This is a genomic window from Lutimonas saemankumensis (assembly GCF_020171465.1).
Classification (GTDB): Bacteria; Bacteroidota; Bacteroidia; order Flavobacteriales; family Flavobacteriaceae; genus Lutimonas; species Lutimonas saemankumensis.
The window spans coordinates 614391-630930 of the sequence record NZ_JAIUZR010000004.1; the positions used below are offsets into that span (position 1 = coordinate 614391).

The 16540-nt window shown below is 38.0% G+C and carries 14 protein-coding genes; 6 read left to right on the forward strand and 8 right to left on the reverse strand.

Annotated features, from left to right (window positions below; translation table 11 throughout):
• Nucleotides 1-33: 33 nt before the first annotated feature.
• Nucleotides 34-2181 carry a polyribonucleotide nucleotidyltransferase gene (locus LCM02_RS10500; protein WP_224929255.1) on the reverse strand — a complete coding sequence of 716 codons (2148 nt, stop codon included), beginning with the start codon at nucleotides 2179-2181 and terminating at the stop codon, nucleotides 34-36.
• A 239-nt stretch (nucleotides 2182-2420) separates the two neighbouring features.
• On the reverse strand, nucleotides 2421-2690 hold the full coding sequence (gene rpsO / locus LCM02_RS10505) for a 30S ribosomal protein S15 (RefSeq protein WP_224929258.1): 270 nt from the start codon (nucleotides 2688-2690) through the stop codon (nucleotides 2421-2423).
• Nucleotides 2691-2899: 209 nt separating this feature from the next.
• Here rpsO and LCM02_RS10510 point away from each other — a divergent pair, with 209 nt between their 5' ends.
• Nucleotides 2900-3784, forward strand: a complete 885-nt coding sequence (locus LCM02_RS10510) for a hypothetical protein (protein ID WP_224929261.1) — start codon at nucleotides 2900-2902, stop codon at nucleotides 3782-3784.
• A gap of 49 nt (nucleotides 3785-3833) precedes the next feature.
• Here LCM02_RS10510 and accD read toward each other — a convergent pair whose 3' ends face one another.
• The 3 genes from accD to tamL all read right to left on the reverse strand — a co-directional run bounded on the left by accD (nucleotide 3834) and on the right by tamL (nucleotide 8462).
• Nucleotides 3834-4694, reverse strand: a complete 861-nt coding sequence (accD, locus tag LCM02_RS10515) for an acetyl-CoA carboxylase, carboxyltransferase subunit beta (RefSeq protein ID WP_224929264.1) — start codon at nucleotides 4692-4694, stop codon at nucleotides 3834-3836.
• A gap of 122 nt (nucleotides 4695-4816) precedes the next feature.
• The gene (gene fbaA, locus LCM02_RS10520) at nucleotides 4817-5884 is read right to left on the reverse strand and encodes a class II fructose-bisphosphate aldolase (RefSeq protein WP_224929267.1); all 1068 of its coding nucleotides are present in this window, start codon (nucleotides 5882-5884) and stop codon (nucleotides 4817-4819) included.
• A 55-nt stretch (nucleotides 5885-5939) separates the two neighbouring features.
• Nucleotides 5940-8462: a translocation and assembly module lipoprotein TamL gene (gene tamL / locus LCM02_RS10525; protein ID WP_449566803.1), complete on the reverse strand. Its 2523-nt coding sequence runs from the start codon at nucleotides 8460-8462 to the stop codon at nucleotides 5940-5942.
• Nucleotides 8463-8501: 39 nt separating this feature from the next.
• Here tamL and LCM02_RS10530 point away from each other — a divergent pair, with 39 nt between their 5' ends.
• Nucleotides 8502-9224, forward strand: coding sequence for a TrmH family RNA methyltransferase (locus LCM02_RS10530; RefSeq protein WP_224929273.1), 723 nt, complete (start codon nucleotides 8502-8504; stop codon nucleotides 9222-9224).
• On the opposite strand, the gene kdsA is transcribed toward LCM02_RS10530, so the two are convergent.
• The 3 genes from kdsA to gldA are packed head-to-tail and all read right to left on the reverse strand — an operon-like array spanning nucleotide 9225 to nucleotide 12194.
• Nucleotides 9225-10043, reverse strand: coding sequence for a 3-deoxy-8-phosphooctulonate synthase (kdsA, locus tag LCM02_RS10535; protein ID WP_224929278.1), 819 nt, complete (start codon nucleotides 10041-10043; stop codon nucleotides 9225-9227).
• A 44-nt stretch (nucleotides 10044-10087) separates the two neighbouring features.
• Complete coding sequence (locus tag LCM02_RS10540) at nucleotides 10088-11275, reverse strand: OprO/OprP family phosphate-selective porin (protein WP_224929281.1); 1188 nt, start codon at nucleotides 11273-11275, stop codon at nucleotides 10088-10090.
• 25 nt (nucleotides 11276-11300) lie between these two features.
• Nucleotides 11301-12194 carry a gliding motility-associated ABC transporter ATP-binding subunit GldA gene (gldA, locus tag LCM02_RS10545; protein WP_224929284.1) on the reverse strand — a complete coding sequence of 298 codons (894 nt, stop codon included), beginning with the start codon at nucleotides 12192-12194 and terminating at the stop codon, nucleotides 11301-11303.
• A 320-nt stretch (nucleotides 12195-12514) separates the two neighbouring features.
• On the opposite strand from gldA, the gene LCM02_RS10550 reads away from it, so the two are divergent.
• From LCM02_RS10550 to LCM02_RS10565, 4 genes are read left to right on the forward strand one after another with little or no spacing between them, the layout of a single operon-like run.
• Nucleotides 12515-13354, forward strand: coding sequence for a prephenate dehydratase (locus LCM02_RS10550; protein ID WP_224929287.1), 840 nt, complete (start codon nucleotides 12515-12517; stop codon nucleotides 13352-13354).
• A complete protein-coding gene (locus LCM02_RS10555; protein WP_224929289.1) occupies nucleotides 13351-14499 on the forward strand; it encodes a pyridoxal phosphate-dependent aminotransferase in 1149 nt (382 codons plus the stop codon). The genes LCM02_RS10550 and LCM02_RS10555 overlap by 4 nt, the downstream gene beginning before the upstream one ends.
• Nucleotides 14496-15353, forward strand: a complete 858-nt coding sequence (locus LCM02_RS10560; RefSeq protein ID WP_224929293.1) for a prephenate dehydrogenase — start codon at nucleotides 14496-14498, stop codon at nucleotides 15351-15353. The genes LCM02_RS10555 and LCM02_RS10560 overlap by 4 nt, the downstream gene beginning before the upstream one ends.
• 2 nt (nucleotides 15354-15355) lie before the next feature.
• Complete coding sequence (locus tag LCM02_RS10565; protein WP_224929296.1) at nucleotides 15356-16435, forward strand: bifunctional 3-deoxy-7-phosphoheptulonate synthase/chorismate mutase type II; 1080 nt, start codon at nucleotides 15356-15358, stop codon at nucleotides 16433-16435.
• Nucleotides 16436-16540 lie beyond the last annotated feature (105 nt).

Below are 16540 nucleotides of genomic sequence, written 5' to 3' on the forward strand. Positions count from 1 at the left end.
CTCGAGGCCTTCTATAACTATTTGTTTTACAGACTACTTACCGTCTCTTGAAGGTTTTCTGTTTTCGCGTTCAGGTCTTTTGAGCAAAGCCTTTCTCGAAACTTTTTCCTTTCTGGTTTTTGGGTCAACCCCAAAATATTTAACATCGATGATATCACCTAAATTGACGACATCGGTTACATTATTGGTCCTTTCCCAGGCAAGTTCAGAGATATGAAGTAAAACCTCATTACCTGGTGCTTCAGTATATTCAACTACTGCTCCAAAGTCAAGTAATTTAATAACCTTTACTTCGTACACGCTTCCTTTTTCCGGTTTAAAAGTAATTGCCTTAATCTTGGCAAGTACTTTGTCAATACCTTCTTGTTCCGTTCCAAGGATCTCAACAACACCGTCTTCGTCAACTTCATTGATCACAATAGTTGTGCCCGTTTCTTTTTGAAGTTCCTGAATTACTTTGCCTCCAGGCCCTATCAAAGCACCAATATAATCTCCCGGAATGGTTCTGGTAACCATTTTCGGAGCGTGAGCTTTGACATCAGCATTAGGTTCAGCTATTGTTTCAGTTAACTTCGAAAGAATATGTAATCGCCCGTCTTTCGCCTGTTTTAGTGCGCTGACCAAAATATCATAGGACAGGCCTTTGATCTTGATATCCATTTGACAAGCTGTAATTCCGTCTTCAGTACCCGTAACTTTAAAATCCATATCTCCAAGATGATCTTCATCTCCTAAAATATCCGAAAGAACCGCGTATCTGTCTCCGTCGGATATCAATCCCATTGCGATTCCTGAAACCGGTTTCTTCAATTTGATACCAGCATCCATTAATGCCATGGTTCCTGAACACACTGTTGCCATAGACGAAGATCCATTACTCTCTAGCACTTCACTCACAACACGAACTGTATATGGGCAATCCTCAGGGATCATTCCTTTTAAAGCTCTTTGTGCAAGATTACCATGTCCAACTTCTCTTCTTGAAGTCCCTCGCAAAGGTCTGGCCTCTCCCGTACTGAATGGAGGGAAGTTGTAATGTAAATAAAAAGTTTCCTCACCTTGATAACTCGGTAGATCAATTGTACTCGATTCTCTCGAGGTACCAAGAGTTACCGTTGCCAAAGCCTGAGTTTCTCCTCTTGTAAAAATTGACGAACCATGTGTTGATGGTAAATAATCAACCTCACACCAAATTGGTCGAATTTCCGTAGTCTTTCTACCATCGAGCCTAAGGCCTTCTGACAGGGTAAGTTCTCTTACAGCTTCTTTCTGTGCTTTACCGAAATATTTTCCAATCAATCCCCCAAACTCTTCAAGCTCTTCTTCAGAAAAAGAAGCCATGATTTCTTCCTTAACCTCAGCAAAGGCCGTTGACCTCTCATGTTTAGAGGTTCCCTGTTTCGCTATATCATAGCATTTCTGATATGCTGCTTCATGTATTTTTGAAGCTAATTCTTCGTTTTCTTCTTCAGGTTCGTATTCCCTTGTTTCCTTCTTACCAAATGCTTCAGCCAATTTAATTTGTGCCTCACACTGAACCTTAATAGCTTCATGCGCAAATTTTATCGCCTCTGCCATTTCTTCTTCAGAAATTTCATCCATTTCACCTTCAACCATCATTACAGAATCTGAAGATGCACCAATCATCATATCAAGGTCAGATAACTCCAGCTGAGCCCTGCTTGGGTTGATCACAAATTCTCCATCAATTCTTGCAACTCTTACTTCTGAAATAGGAGTCTCAAAAGGAATATCGCTCAGCTGAATTGCGGCTGAAGCTGCCAGCCCTGCCAAAGCGTCCGGCATCACGTCATCATCATGTGACATCAACTGGATCATCACCTGAGTCTCTGCGTGGTAATCTTTAGGGAATAGTGGTCGTAAAACCCTGTCTACCAATCTCATGGTAAGAATTTCATCGTTACTGGGCCTTGCTTCCCTTTTAAAGAATCCACCTGGATATCTTCCTGCAGCTGCAAACTTTTCTCTGTAATCTACTGTTAGTGGAAGAAAGTCTACCGGACTGGCTTCATAATTTGATACTACCGTACAAAGCAACATGGCGTTACCCATTTGTACTACTACCGATCCGTGGGCCTGTTTTGCCAACTTTCCGGTTTCGATGGAAATCTGTCTTCCATCACCAAGGTCTATGACCTCATTAAAAACTTTTGGAATCATAATTTTTCTTTAGAATTTGCCCAATAAGGCAAATCAGTTAATTCATGGTTAAACTTGTTGTAGTTGTGTTGTCGAATCTCCGGACGGAGACAATAGTTTGCCAATGAATTACTTTAGTTCGCCATTTCTTTATCACAAAGAATGACATATTGGATTTTTTAACGAAATTAAATAACTTTTATTCCAAATCCTAATGAATAAAAAACTAAAAAAAAGAGAGGCTCTTTGCCTCTCTGATTTTATTTTCTTAATCCAAGTTCTTTAACGATCGCACGGTATCTTGTAATATCCGTTTTGATCAAATAGTTCAAAAGGTCTCTTCGCTTACCAACCAGTTTTACCAATGAACGCTGCGTATTAAAGTCTTTACGATTGTTCTTTAAATGCTCCGTCAAGTGATTGATTCTGTAAGTAAATAAGGCAATTTGTCCTTCAGAAGAACCTGTGTCTGCAGCAGATTTGCCGTGCTTGGCAAAAATCTCCTCTTTTTTCTCTTTTGTTAAATACATGCTAACATTAAGTTTAAAATTAATAATTTTTATGTACTAATAATTTAATTAGGCGGCAAAGATACTATTATTTAATTGATTAGCAATAGCACTGATTGAATAAGTTTTTTTGTGGCCAGATTAAACCATTGTATCGAATTACTGTCACAACATATATTAACCGAAACATTCTTGTAAATTTGAATGTTTCATATAAACCTCTAATTATTATGAAAAGTAAATATTACAGTAAAAGTATTTTAGGGATCTCAGCACTATCATTCTTTTTTCTTTTTACAACATTAAGCTGTGACTCGGACAGTCAGGATATAGAAACTAACATGGCCGACATCAGCCTGGCTGAGGTTTCTGACTTTACGGAGATTGAGAATGCAGAAGAATCCATTGATGAAATGACCGAGGGCCTGTCCTTCTTAATGAAATCAACAAACGAAAAGGACCTGGGAAAAGACTTGACTAAGGATTTTAAAAATCGACGAATTCCTGATTGCGCTGATATATTTGTTGAAACTGCATCCAATGTTACAACAATAACCATTGATTTTGGTGATGAATGCGTTACAGAAAAAGAAAATGTCTTATCCGGAAAAATTATAATGAAGTTCAGATTTATGCTTCAAAATGCCTCCATGATGACTACAAGGATCTATGAAAATTTCTATTTTAATGATAAAAAAATGGAAGGGAGGGTTTCAAAACAACGTTTTGGTAGAACAGAAAATACGAATCCTTATTCAACGGTGAGCAAGAACATTCAGGTAACCTGGAAAGATGATAGCTATATGACAATGACTGCAGAGAAGAAAAGAGAATGGATAGAAGGAAATGAAAACATGATCTGGTCTGATAATGTTTTTCTCATAACAGGTGAGAGTAGCTTTCAAAAAAGAGGCGGAAAATCCAGATCGGTTTTGATTACCAAACCATTGAGACGAGAAATGTCTTGTAAATTCATCGTGAGTGGTACCAAAAAAATATCCAGCGACAAAGGGGATGCCGTTTTAGACTACGGCAATGGAGAATGTGATGGCCTGGCCTATCTGACGGTGGGTGATCAAACCACAGAAATCCAAATACGTAAAAGAAAAAAGTAACTGGAAACTTATATTTCAAAAAAAGCCTCCAACTGATTGGAGGCTTTTTTTATTTTCTAATAGGGTTGTTCTGAATCAAATCAATGAAAAGGTTTATCTGCTCTTTCAGTTTTTTCCTTTCCACGATTTTGTCAAGAAAACCGTGTTCCAGTAAAAATTCTGATCTCTGAAAACCTTCAGGTAAATCTTTACCAGTTGTATCTTTCACAACTCTCGGGCCTGCAAAGGCCACAAGAGCATTGGGTTCTGCAATATTGATATCTCCCAACATGGCGTATGAAGCTGTAGTTCCTCCTGTGGTAGGGTCTGTACACAGCGAAATATAAGGGACTTTTGCATCTGCAAGCTGGGCCAGTTTTGCTGATGTTTTTACGAGTTGCATCAACGAATAAGATGCCTCCTGCATTCTCGCTCCTCCAGATTTTGAAATCATCAAAAACGGAATTTTCTTTTTAATGGAATAATCTATGGCGCGTGCGATCTTTTCACCAACTACGCTTCCCATGGATCCACCGATAAAACTAAAGTCCATGGCAGCAATAACTAGGTCCTTACCTAATGACTTTCCCACTGCGGTTCTGACTGCATCGTGAAGATTCGTTTTTTTTTGGGCCTCCTTGATTCGGTCAGTATACTTTTTTGTGTCCTCAAATTTCAATGGATCCTTAGCCGACAACTTTGCATCCAGTTCTTTAAATTTATTATCATCGAACAGTATCTCAAAATATTCGGCGCTTCCTATTCTAACGTGATAGCCATCTTCAGGGCTGACATAAAGATGTGTCTTTAGATCATCAGAATCAATGATTTTTCCACTGGGTGTTTTATACCAAAGTCCTTTCGGGGTATCTTTCTTCTCGTCTGTTGGCGTCTGGATCCCTTTATTCTTTCTTTTAAACCAAGAGCTCATAGTTAGCTGTTTTACATTGTCATTTGAACCGACAAAGATTATAAAAATTAACTGAAAATGGCAAATCAATAAAAAAATCGGAGTGGCTCGATACCGGCCACTCCGATTTTATTTAACTGTAATTAAAGCGTATTCACATTATTAAGATCCTCGAAGGCCTGCTTAATTCTTGTGATAAAAGCATCCTCTCCCTTTCTTACCCATACTCTTGGATCGTAGAATTTCTTATTCGGAGAATCTTCTCCTGTCGGGTTACCAATTTGGCCCTGGAGATAATCCGTCTTCTCCGACATATAATCTCTTACCCCAGACATATAGGCGTATTGAAGGTCGGTGTCAATATTCATTTTTATAACCCCGTAGCCAATGGCTTCTCTGATCTCTTCCAAGGAAGAACCTGAACCGCCATGGAACACAAAATCAACCGGGTTCTTGTCGGTTTTGTATTTTTCCTCTATAAACTTTTGAGAGTTGTCTAGAATTTTCGGGGTCAGTTTAACATTTCCTGGTTTATAAACACCGTGTACATTTCCAAAAGAAGCTGCAACTGTAAAACGAGGACTTACTTTTAGTAATTCTTCATATGCGTAAGCTACTTCTTCAGGCTGAGTATAAAGTTTGGAAACATCTACATCTGTGTTATCAACACCATCTTCCTCTCCTCCTGTGATTCCCAATTCTATTTCGAGTGTCATTCCAAGCTTGTCCATGCGCTCAAGGTACTTTTTTGAGATCTCGATGTTCTCTTCTATTGGCTCCTCAGATAGATCGATCATGTGAGAACTGAATAATGGTACTCCGTTCTCTTTGTAGAAAGCTTCCCCGGCATCAAGCAATCCATCAATCCAGGGCAACAATTTCTTAGCACAATGATCAGTATGAAGAATTACAGGAACACCATATTCCTTTGCCATAACATGTACGTGCTTTGCACCAGCAACAGCACCTGCAATAGCAGCTTTCTGACCTTCATTGCTCAAACCTTTTCCAGCGTTGAAATGAGCTCCTCCATTTGAAAACTGAATAATAACCGGTGCATTCAATTCCTTGGCCGCTTCTAAAACAGCATTTATGGTACTTGAACTAATAACATTAGCCGCCGGTAATGCGAAACTCTTTTCTTTGGCAAGTTTGAAGATCTCCTGAACCGCATCTCCGGTAGCTACTCCTGATTTGATTTTTTGTGACATTTTTATTTGATTTTATTTAAAATAACTAATGCTCAAAAGTACGAAAATATTAGCATTAGAATGGATAATTTATACCAATATTATAGACCGCGTTACCAAAATTATAATTGACAAACCATCTGCTACCGGCCGGAAGGTAAGGCTCATAAGTTTTAAACCCGATATCAAAACGGAATACAAGAAATCCAAAATCATACCGCAATCCAAAACCTGATCCTACAGCGGTGTACTGTAAAGAACTCAAACTTGTCAGTTTTCCTTCCTCACTAACAAGATTTGAATTTGTGATATCCCAAATATTACCGGCGTCAATGAACAATGCACTGTTAAATTTGTTGGTCAGTTTGAATCGGTATTCAAGGTTTCCTACTAATTTAAACGTCCCTACCTTGTATTCCAAATTATTGAGCTCCCCTCCGGGCCCTAGGTCAAAAGTTCTCCAGGCTCTTATCTCATTACTACCACCGGCGCTGTAACTTCTACTAAAAGGTATATCAGAGGAATTACCATAGGGAAAGGCCGCCCCGATAAAACTTCTGAATACCAGTATATTCTCATCTCTGAGTTCCCAGTACTTTTTATATTCAAATTCCGTCTTGATGTACTGGGCAATAGGAACATCTCTTAAAGTTCTTCTCCCAAATTCATCTTTATTTGGAAATATCAACTCGGAAAAGGTTCCTGCCGAAACCAACCGTGCGGTGAAATAAGAAAAATCATTGTCATTAATATTTTCCCGGGTATTATAAACAAAGGAGTAGGAAATGGCAGGTACAAAGGAATCCTCAATCAAGATATCATGCCTTTCATCAACATCTGAAACAGTATCATATTCATCCGGATATAGTTCTGAATTATCCGGATCCGCAAGAAAATCATTCATAATACCTAAAATTTCCAAATAATTTTCCTGTTTATTTTCAGGAAGAGGATCAGCACCAATTGATTCCTGAACATCAACCAGTTTGTTGTACTCCGATTTATAGATCACAAAATAGTTATCAACATTCTGGTTTTTTATATATTGTAAATTGAACAGATCGACTCTGTGTGCCACTTTCTTGGAACTTTTCCAGCCATAAGCCATCCCTGCTGTTGTGGTTTGTCTGTCAAGCCCTACATTTTTTTGAAAGCTTAAACTTGCGTCAAAATTAGTAGTGGGAGCCATATATTTTGGAATTATCTTGTCAGTATTGACAGGGAATAATATTCTTGGAAACCTCAGTGAGGCACTCGATAATATTTCCCAACCATTAAAGAACCCCCTGCTGTCCGAGGGGTCCTCTGCCAGATTGAATATGGATCCCTGAAAAGACAGTTCCATAATTTCTGATCCCCTGAACATATTTCTTCCCAGAAAAGAGAATTTTCCCAAAATACCAAAGGGCTTTATATTAGAGGTAGTTGCATCCAGATCTACGGTTATGGCATATTTCTTCAAGGGTGTAAGATATACGTCCGCAGTCAAAGACTCGTCCTCATTTTCCGTGTACGCAATGTCTACTGAGGAAGAAAAGGTTTGTAAATTTCTGATATAACTCTGAGTTTGTGCCTTTTCCGAGTCCTTATAAAGTCCGTTGGGAGTTATAAACAGGGAGTTGACCAAATACTTTGGTTTAAACTTTAATTTATCATAACTGTAGAACCTGTATCCTTTATAGGTGGCAGAATCCTTAACTTTTTTAGTTCTGTTCGCCGGTGTGGCATCCGTGTAAACATTAACCTCTTTAACAATTTGTGCTTTGTAAGGTTCTTTGATCAACGTGTCATTTCTGGTGATCAAACGATCCGGTATTTTCAGGAGTACATCTTTCATGTAAGATTCTTTTATGGAATCTGTCCAGAATCCCATACTGAAGTTCTTGAAATGATAAACGCCAGAATTTCTGAATAACCTTACCAGTCTGGCTTCTTCCCTTTCAAAATCTTCAAAAATAAACGGGTATCCGGTCTTGAGAAACGTCTTGTCTAAGTTTGCTTTGTAAATGGAATCAAGCACAGGAGATTCAATATCCGCAGTTACGGAATCAATTCTATACTGGGTTTTTGTAGTGACATTATAATTGACCGAAACTTCTTTTTCTCCCAGGCTCAGGGTGTCGTATTTTACATCAGCTTCAAAAAACCCTTTTGATATATAATAGTCCTTCAATGTACTTGCCGATTTCCTCGCTTTGCTTTCGTCAAAAATTACCGGAGCTTCTCCTTTATTTAAAAACCAGTTATTGACAGCTTTCTTGTTGCTGTAAATAATGTAAGTTTGTTTCTTAGAGAAAAATCTTTCATAGCGGTCGTACTTTTTTTGATGATTCTGGATCCATTCATCAAAAGTCATCTCAAAATCGGGGTTGCCAAAATTATAAAAATAAAGAGACAGCGGCATCCCGAGGGATCTTCGATTCGGTTTTTGAGCAAGATATTTGTTGATTTCCTGGTCTTTGTTTTTTTCTCCATTAACAAGTACCTTATTTTCTTTCAGCAATTTTTCATTTTCTTGCACATATTTAATACTATTGCAGGACACCAATTGTATTAGTATCAATACAAATAGCAGTATTTTGGTGGTAGAAGATGGCAATCGCAGTATTTTAAGTTATTCAAAAGTAACACTATTTAAATGTTAAGCAAAAATCAAATTAAGTTTATCAGAAGTTTGAAGAAAAAAAAATTTCGTCAGGCTGAAAAGCTGTTTTTGGCGGAAGGCATCAAAGTAGTTGAAGAGTTGTTGGCTTCTGCTTTTGAGCTTCATAGACTTTATGCAACTTCCTCATATAAAAACCCCTTTAAAATAAAGGACCTCACTATTATTGAGGAAAAAGAGCTTGCAATGATCAGCGATTTTACAAATCCCAACCAGGTTTTTGGAATATTCAAAATTCCTTCTGAAAAAGATCTTACAAGAGAGGGTCTGACCTTGGTGCTTGACGGGGTAAATGACCCGGGAAACCTGGGAACAATTATCAGGTTATGCGACTGGTTTGGGGTCAGGCAGATTGTTTGCTCTGAAAATACGGTGGATTGTTACAATCAAAAGGTTGTCCAGGCCAGTATGGGATCTTTGACAAGAGTATCCGTCAGTTACCTGGATCTGGCTGAATACCTCAGATTGGAAACACGCATGATCTATGGCACTTTACTTGACGGAGAAAATATTTACCAGCTAACTCCGGAAGAAAATGCCGTTCTTATTTTAGGCAACGAGGCAAATGGGATCTCAGAAGAGGTAAAAAGAATGATCCGGCAAAAACTAACTATCCCGCAGTTTGGTGAAACTCAAAAAACAGAAAGCCTCAACGTAGCCATGGCTGCAGCCATATTCCTAAGCGAATTCAGAAGATGATTAGAATTGATTAATTGTCCTTCTGATGGAAACCAGCTTGCTTAACAAATCTTCCAAATAATCTAATTTCAGCATATTTGCACCATCTGATTTGGCAATACCAGGGTCATGATGAGTTTCTAGAAATATTCCATCAACACCCACGGCAATACCAGCTCGAGATATGGTTTCAATCAATTCTGGTTTACCACCGGTGACCCCGCTGCTTTGATTAGGTTGTTGAAGAGAGTGGGTGACGTCCAAAATAGTTGGTGCAAATTCCTGCATTACAGGAATACCCCTAAAATCGACAATCATATCCTGATAACCAAACATCGTTCCGCGGTCCGTAATCCATGCTTTTTCATTCCCTGAATCTTTAACCTTTTTTACAGCATGCTTCATGGCTTCCGCGCTCATAAACTGCCCTTTTTTCAAATTGACAACCTTATGCGTCTTTGCTGCAGCAACTACAAGATCTGTTTGTCTCACTAAAAAAGCCGGAATCTGAAGAACATCAACATACTCAGCAGCTTTTTGTGCATCGGAAACCTCGTGGATGTCTGTTACCACCGGAATCTCGAATTCCTGACCAACTTTTGACAGTATCTTCAATGCCTTTTCATCACCTATACCTGTAAAACTGTCTATGCGGGACCTGTTTGCTTTTTTAAAACTGCCTTTAAACACATATGGAATCTCTAGCTTATCTGTAATTTTCACAACTTTTTCCGCAATCCGAAGGGCCATCTCTTCACCCTCAATGGCGCAGGGACCTGCCAATAGAAAAAAGTTTCCGCTGTTTACATGTTTTAATTTAGGTACAGAAGACAATTTCATGGGTTGTATATTTTTTGCAAATATAAACTATACGAGGCACATCACTAGAAAATTGATACATCCCATTGAAGTCTTACCATGTGGTCTACATTATCCTCAATGTCAAATTGATTGAATTTGAGATATGAATAATCAATGGTCAATTTATTTTTGTGGCCCTTGAAAAACCAGTTTAACCCAAACGTATATTCATAATTCAAATCACTCGAAATATCTGCATTGGGATCAAAGAATGCCTGACGGGCAAACACCTCCAGGGGTTTAGGGAATTTATCAAAAAGATAATGAAAGAAATATCCTACCTGAAAATAATTACCAATCAAAAGGGTTTCCTCCAGGTTTACTTTATCATCAATGTTTTTGAAATGTAATTCCTGATCGAAACTTAAGCCTCTGTATTTAAATGCAGTTTCAAACAGGAACTGATCAACTTTGTATTGCCCGTCCACACCTGGTTCATATCCGTACAACTGCCCACCTCCACTAGTGGAGAATCTGGTATATTTAGAAGTATTGGTTACCCCGGCAATAGCAACTGAACCCACAAATTTTTCATGGAATTTTAAATCCGAACCTGAGAAGCCCAATTCTTTCCCATTCGGGTTCCATTGGAGCCTCATCATATACATCAGGTTTTCATCATCCCCCACGGCACCTCCGCGTCCACTACCGGTAAGAATCTCTGCCCAATAGTTGAAATTAGCCGCTCCCCCACCATCAAGATTTCCGTATAGGGAAACTCCTTGCTGACGATCAATTGTAAATATTCTGTTGATCAAGGAACGTTCCAAACCGGTTTGTTTCCCTGAGGAAATAACCCTTTCTCTTGAATACCTTGCCTTCCATTGTCCAACTCTGAATTTTAAGTAAGGTAATTTTTCAATTTGAGCTCTGAAATCCAGAAGGTTACCACCACGAATATCCTGTTCCAGATAAAAGTTATAACCAGGTTCTCCTACATAGCCTCCAAATTTGATCCTGGCCCTGCTAATACCCATATTAATATCATCATCGCTAAAATCATCCTCGTTGGTTGGAAAGTTCTGGTGCGGATAAGAAGCTCTGAACTGACCGCGGAAATCAATGTAGAACATGTATTTATCCTGATCAAAATGAAATTCAAAACCTTTTCCCTTCTTTAAATAAAAATCTTTGGTGTCGGTGGCTTCTTTTTCTTGAGAATAGGCAATTGCCACAATCAAAAAAAGAGCTGTAAAAAAATATTTTTTCATTATTTCTACCTCTTTCTAAATGGTTCTAATTGGTTAAACTTTGGAATAGTGATTCTAAATTTGTTGATTTCTGATTTAGCTCCAAGGTTCGTAATCTGTTCTCAACTGCAAAATCAAATACATTTGCCCTCATATCTTCATCTGTTTCAAAACTCAGGTTCCAAATATTTCCTTCGGGATTTGAACATTCTATTAAATGAGCAAGTTTTCTGATCTTAGCTTCCTCAACTTTCTTGTCAAACTCAACCAGTATGGTCTGGCATTGCCCGCTTAACAGGTTTTCAAGCTCTTCGTCCGCTACAATATCTCCTTTGTTTATAATAATCACTCGATCGCACATGGCTTCTACTTCCTGCATGATATGAGTTGACAACAGGATGGTTTTTGACTTTCCAATTTCTTTGATCAGATTTCTTATGTCTCTTAATTGATTTGGGTCTAGTCCGGTTGTGGGTTCGTCAAGAATTAAAACTTCAGGATCATGGAGTAAAGCAGCTGCCAATCCCACTCGTTGTCTATATCCTTTTGATAACTGTCCGATTTTTTTTTCTCCTATATCAACCAAACCTACCTTATCAATGACTTCTTCTATTCTTTTATTTCCTATACGGTGTATCTCAGCATGAAATTTAAGGTATTCTTTTACATAAAAATCAAGATACAAAGGGTTGTGTTCAGGAAGATAGCCCACTGATTTCTTAACTTCAAGGCTTTGATCTTTAGTCCTGAACCCATTGACCAGAACAGTTCCCTTATTTGGCTCAACATAGGTTGTGATAATTTTCATCATAGTTGATTTTCCCGCCCCGTTTGGCCCCAGGAAACCAACTATTTCTCCTGTACTAATTTGAAAACTTACAGAATTCAGAGCCGTTTGGGATCCATACTGTTTTACTACGGAATCAACTTCGATTGACATTTAAAATTACTTAAATAACGGGGCAAAGTAAATAAAATTTATCTTAATTATTCATGATAAGGATCATTTCTTAACCCAAATCCCACCAATATATTTGAATTATCGTTAATCTTTTTTAAAAAACTCTTGTAATTGACAAATTAATTCATAGATTTGCTGACTAATTTTGATTTTAATGACAATATCTGTACAAATATTAAACTGGTTTTACTTTTATTTTTTTACAAAATAAAGGCTGAGACTTTTGATGTATAGATCGTTTATAATAACATATTAAGTCTCGTTTTCGAGGCTTTTTTTTTTATGATCAGGGAGGAACAATGAAAATAGCAATTCAAGGAATAAAGGGTTCATTTCATCATATCGTTGCCAATAAGTATTTTGGTAATGATATCGACCTCGTGGAATGCATGTCTTTTACTGAGATCCCTCCATTGCTTGAAAATGATGAGGTGGATAGTGCTGTTATGGCCATAGAAAACTCAATCGCCGGGGCAATTCTTCCAAATTACGCCTTGATTGATGAATACAATTTAAGCATCGAGGGAGAATATTTTACCAATATTCATCATCATTTAATGGCATTGGATGGCCAGGAACTGGAAGATATCAAAGAGGTTTGGTCTCATCCTATGGCCTTGTTGCAATGCAGAAAGTTTTTTCGTGAACGTCCTGAAATAAAATTGATCGAGGAAAAGGATACAGCAGAAGTTGCAAGAAGGATCCAGAAAGAAAACATTAAAGGTGTTGGGGCCATTGCCAGTAAATTGGCAGCTGACATGTACGGACTTAAGATTGTGGCTGATGACATTCAGACAATAAAGAATAATTCAACACGGTTTTTCATCTTGAAAAAGAACAATGACAGTCCGTATCATCCCAGTAAACTGGGTGAAGTAAAAGATAAAGCCTCCCTAAAATTCGTAACAAAACACGATGCCGGAAGCCTGGCTGAAATTTTGGATATTTTTGGGAAGCACGATTTGAACCTTACAAAGATTCAATCATTACCAATCATTGAGAAACCTTGGAATTATGCCTTTTTTATCGATCTTGTTATTGATGATTTCGTGCTTTATAAAAACGCACTTCATCTTATTTCAAAAAAAGTTACCCATTTAAAAATTCTTGGGGAATACCATCAAAATAATGCCGTATGATACCTGTTGCAAATAGACTTAATGACGTAAAAGAGTATTACTTCTCCATCAAATTGAAAGAAGTCAGGTCACTTATCGAACAAGGCAAACCTATTATTAATTTAGGAATAGGAAGTCCTGATCTTTCCCCTCCGGAGTCAGTAACCAGGGCTCTTTATGAAGCCGACATTCATGGTTACCAGAGCTATCAGGGCCTTCCAGAACTCAGAAAAGCTATGTCTGATTTTTATAGGAAATATTATGATGTTGATTTAAAATTTGATGCTGAAGTTTTACCCTTGATGGGATCAAAAGAGGGCATCATGCACATTTCTATGGCTTTTCTCAATAAAGGTGATCACGTTCTTATTCCTGATCCTGGCTATCCTACATATGCTTCGGTAAGCAAATTGATTGAGACTGTGCCCGTAAAGTACAAACTGGCAGAAAAGAATAACTGGTGGCCTGATTTAGAAGCTCTCGAAGAACTCGACTTAAGCAAGGTAAAGATCATGTGGGTTAATTATCCTCATATGCCAACCGGGAGTAATGGAAACAAAGACTTGTTTGAAGCTTTGATTGAGTTTGGAAAAAAACACAGTATTTTAATCGTCAACGATAACCCTTATAGTTTTATCTTAAATGATGACCCAAGAAGTATCCTTTCGGTTAAAGGTGCAAAAGATGTTGCCATTGAACTGAATTCGTTAAGTAAAACATTCAACATGGCTGGCTGGAGAGTTGGAATGGTAGTGGGCCAGAAAACTTTTTTGGATTCTATTTTAAAAGTAAAAAGCAACATGGACTCTGGCATGTATTTCGGGATTCAAAAAGGGGCTATTGCCGCGCTCAATATTTCTCGAGACTGGTTTTCAGAAATGAATGAAGTCTATAAGAAAAGAAGACAGGTTATCTGGGAAATCTGCGATCTTTTAGGTTGTACCTATGACAAAGATAGCTCCGGTCTTTTTGTTTGGGCCAGAATTCCTGAAAATAGAACCTCAGAAGAATTAACCGATCAAATCTTATACAAGCATGACGTTTTTGTTACTCCGGGAACTGTTTTTGGAGAACAGGGCCAAGGCTACATTCGATTTTCTCTATGCCTTTCTGAAGACAAGATCAGAGAAGTCTTATCTCGTTTAACCAAATTTGAAAAGCTATGAAAAAAGTCGCTGTCATTGGTTTAGGTCTTATTGGCGGTTCGCTTGCCCTCGAATTGAAGAAAACAACCTGGGCCACAATCTATGGTATTGATAAGAATAAGGATCATATCAGGAAGGCTCTTGAATTAGGCATAATATTTGAAGAAATTGCTTTTGACAAGATTCATGAAATGGATGTTGTCATTATAGCGGTACCCGTAAATGTTATTCCCGAAATAGCCGTAAAAGTTCTTGATCTTATTAATGAAAATGCCCTTGTTTTTGATGTTGGTTCCACAAAAGCCAAGGTATGCGAATCAGTTAGAATGCATCCCAACAGGAAGAACTTTGTTGCACTGCATCCGATAGCCGGTACAGAGTTTTCAGGTCCTCAGGCGGCCATTTATGACCTATTTACCGACAAAGTCAATATTATATGTGAAAAGGAATTAAGCAGTCGGGAAAAGATAGAACAAACACGGGACCTTTTCGAAAAACTCAAAATGAAAAATGTCTTTATGGAATCTGCCGTTCAGCACGATATTCATATCGCATATGTTTCACACCTATCTCACATCAGCTCTTTTATGCTGGGAAAAACAGTACTTGAAATTGAAAAAGACGAAAAAAACATTTTTAACATGGCCGGAAGTGGTTTTGCTTCAACGGTAAGACTGGCCAAAAGTAACCCTGAAACATGGACCCCCATATTTATGCAAAACAGGGATAACTTGCTTAAATCACTTGAAGAATACATAAAGAACTTAAATAAATTTAAAGATATTTTAACTAGAAAATCAGCCGAAGACGTTTTAAAAATCATGGAAGATACGAATAGAATCAAAGACGTATTGGCGGGAATTAAACAACAATGACAATGGAAAATAAAAATTTTAGAACATGGTTGGATGAAATGGAATTGTCTCATCCGCTGGTAATTGCCGGTCCATGTAGTGCCGAAAGTGAAGAACAAGTGCTTGAAATTGCACACGAGTTAAAAGATACCGATGCCACCGTATTCAGAGCTGGTGTTTGGAAACCAAGAACCCGGCCTGGATCATTTGAAGGTAACGGTGCTGTTGCTCTTCCATGGCTAAAAAAGGTAAAAGAACAAACTGGATTGATGACTGCGGTAGAAATTGCAAACGCACAACATGCAAAACTTGCTTTGGAATTTGATATTGATGTATTATGGATCGGTGCCCGTACAACGGTTAATCCGTTTGCAGTTCAGGAGATTGCAGATGCAATCGCCAACACAGATAAAATAGTGCTTGTTAAGAATCCTATAAACCCCGATCTTGCCTTATGGATAGGCGCCATCGAAAGATTGCATAAAAAAGGAGTTAAAAACCTTGGGGCGATTCACAGAGGATTTTCCTCATTTAGAAAATCGAATTACAGAAATATCCCAAGCTGGCAAATTCCGATTGACCTTAAAAGCAAGTATCCAACCTTACCGATAATCAATGATCCGTCTCATATCTGTGGCAACAGAGAAGGTATTTTCGATGTGTCCCAAACAGCTCTCGACCTAAAAATGGATGGACTGATCATTGAGACACATTGCCATCCTGATGACGCATGGAGTGACGCTATGCAACAGATTACGCCTTCTCGACTGGTAGAAATTATGGAGGATCTCAAGGTAAGAAAACCCAGGTTTGAGAGAGAAGAGTCGCTTTCAAAATTAAACGCCCTGAGAAGTGAAATAAATGCAAAAGATGAACAGTTGCTGGAAACCCTATCGGAAAGAATGCAAATTGTTGAGAATATTGGAAAGGCCAAAAAAGAAAGCAATGTTGCGGTACTTCAAAACACCAGATGGAATGAAATTCTGGAAAAGGTAGTGGACCAGGGGAAAAACCAAGGCCTTTCTAAAATATTTATCGAGAGAATTTTCAAAGCTATCCATCAGGAATCCATTGCCCATCAGGAAAAAATTATTAACGGCTAATAAATTCTTAAATCCAAAAAATTATTCTTTGGGATTCTTATCTTTACTCGAGAATCTCAAAGAATTTTTTATTTCCGGCATTATTGTAGGTGCTCGAATCAAAAA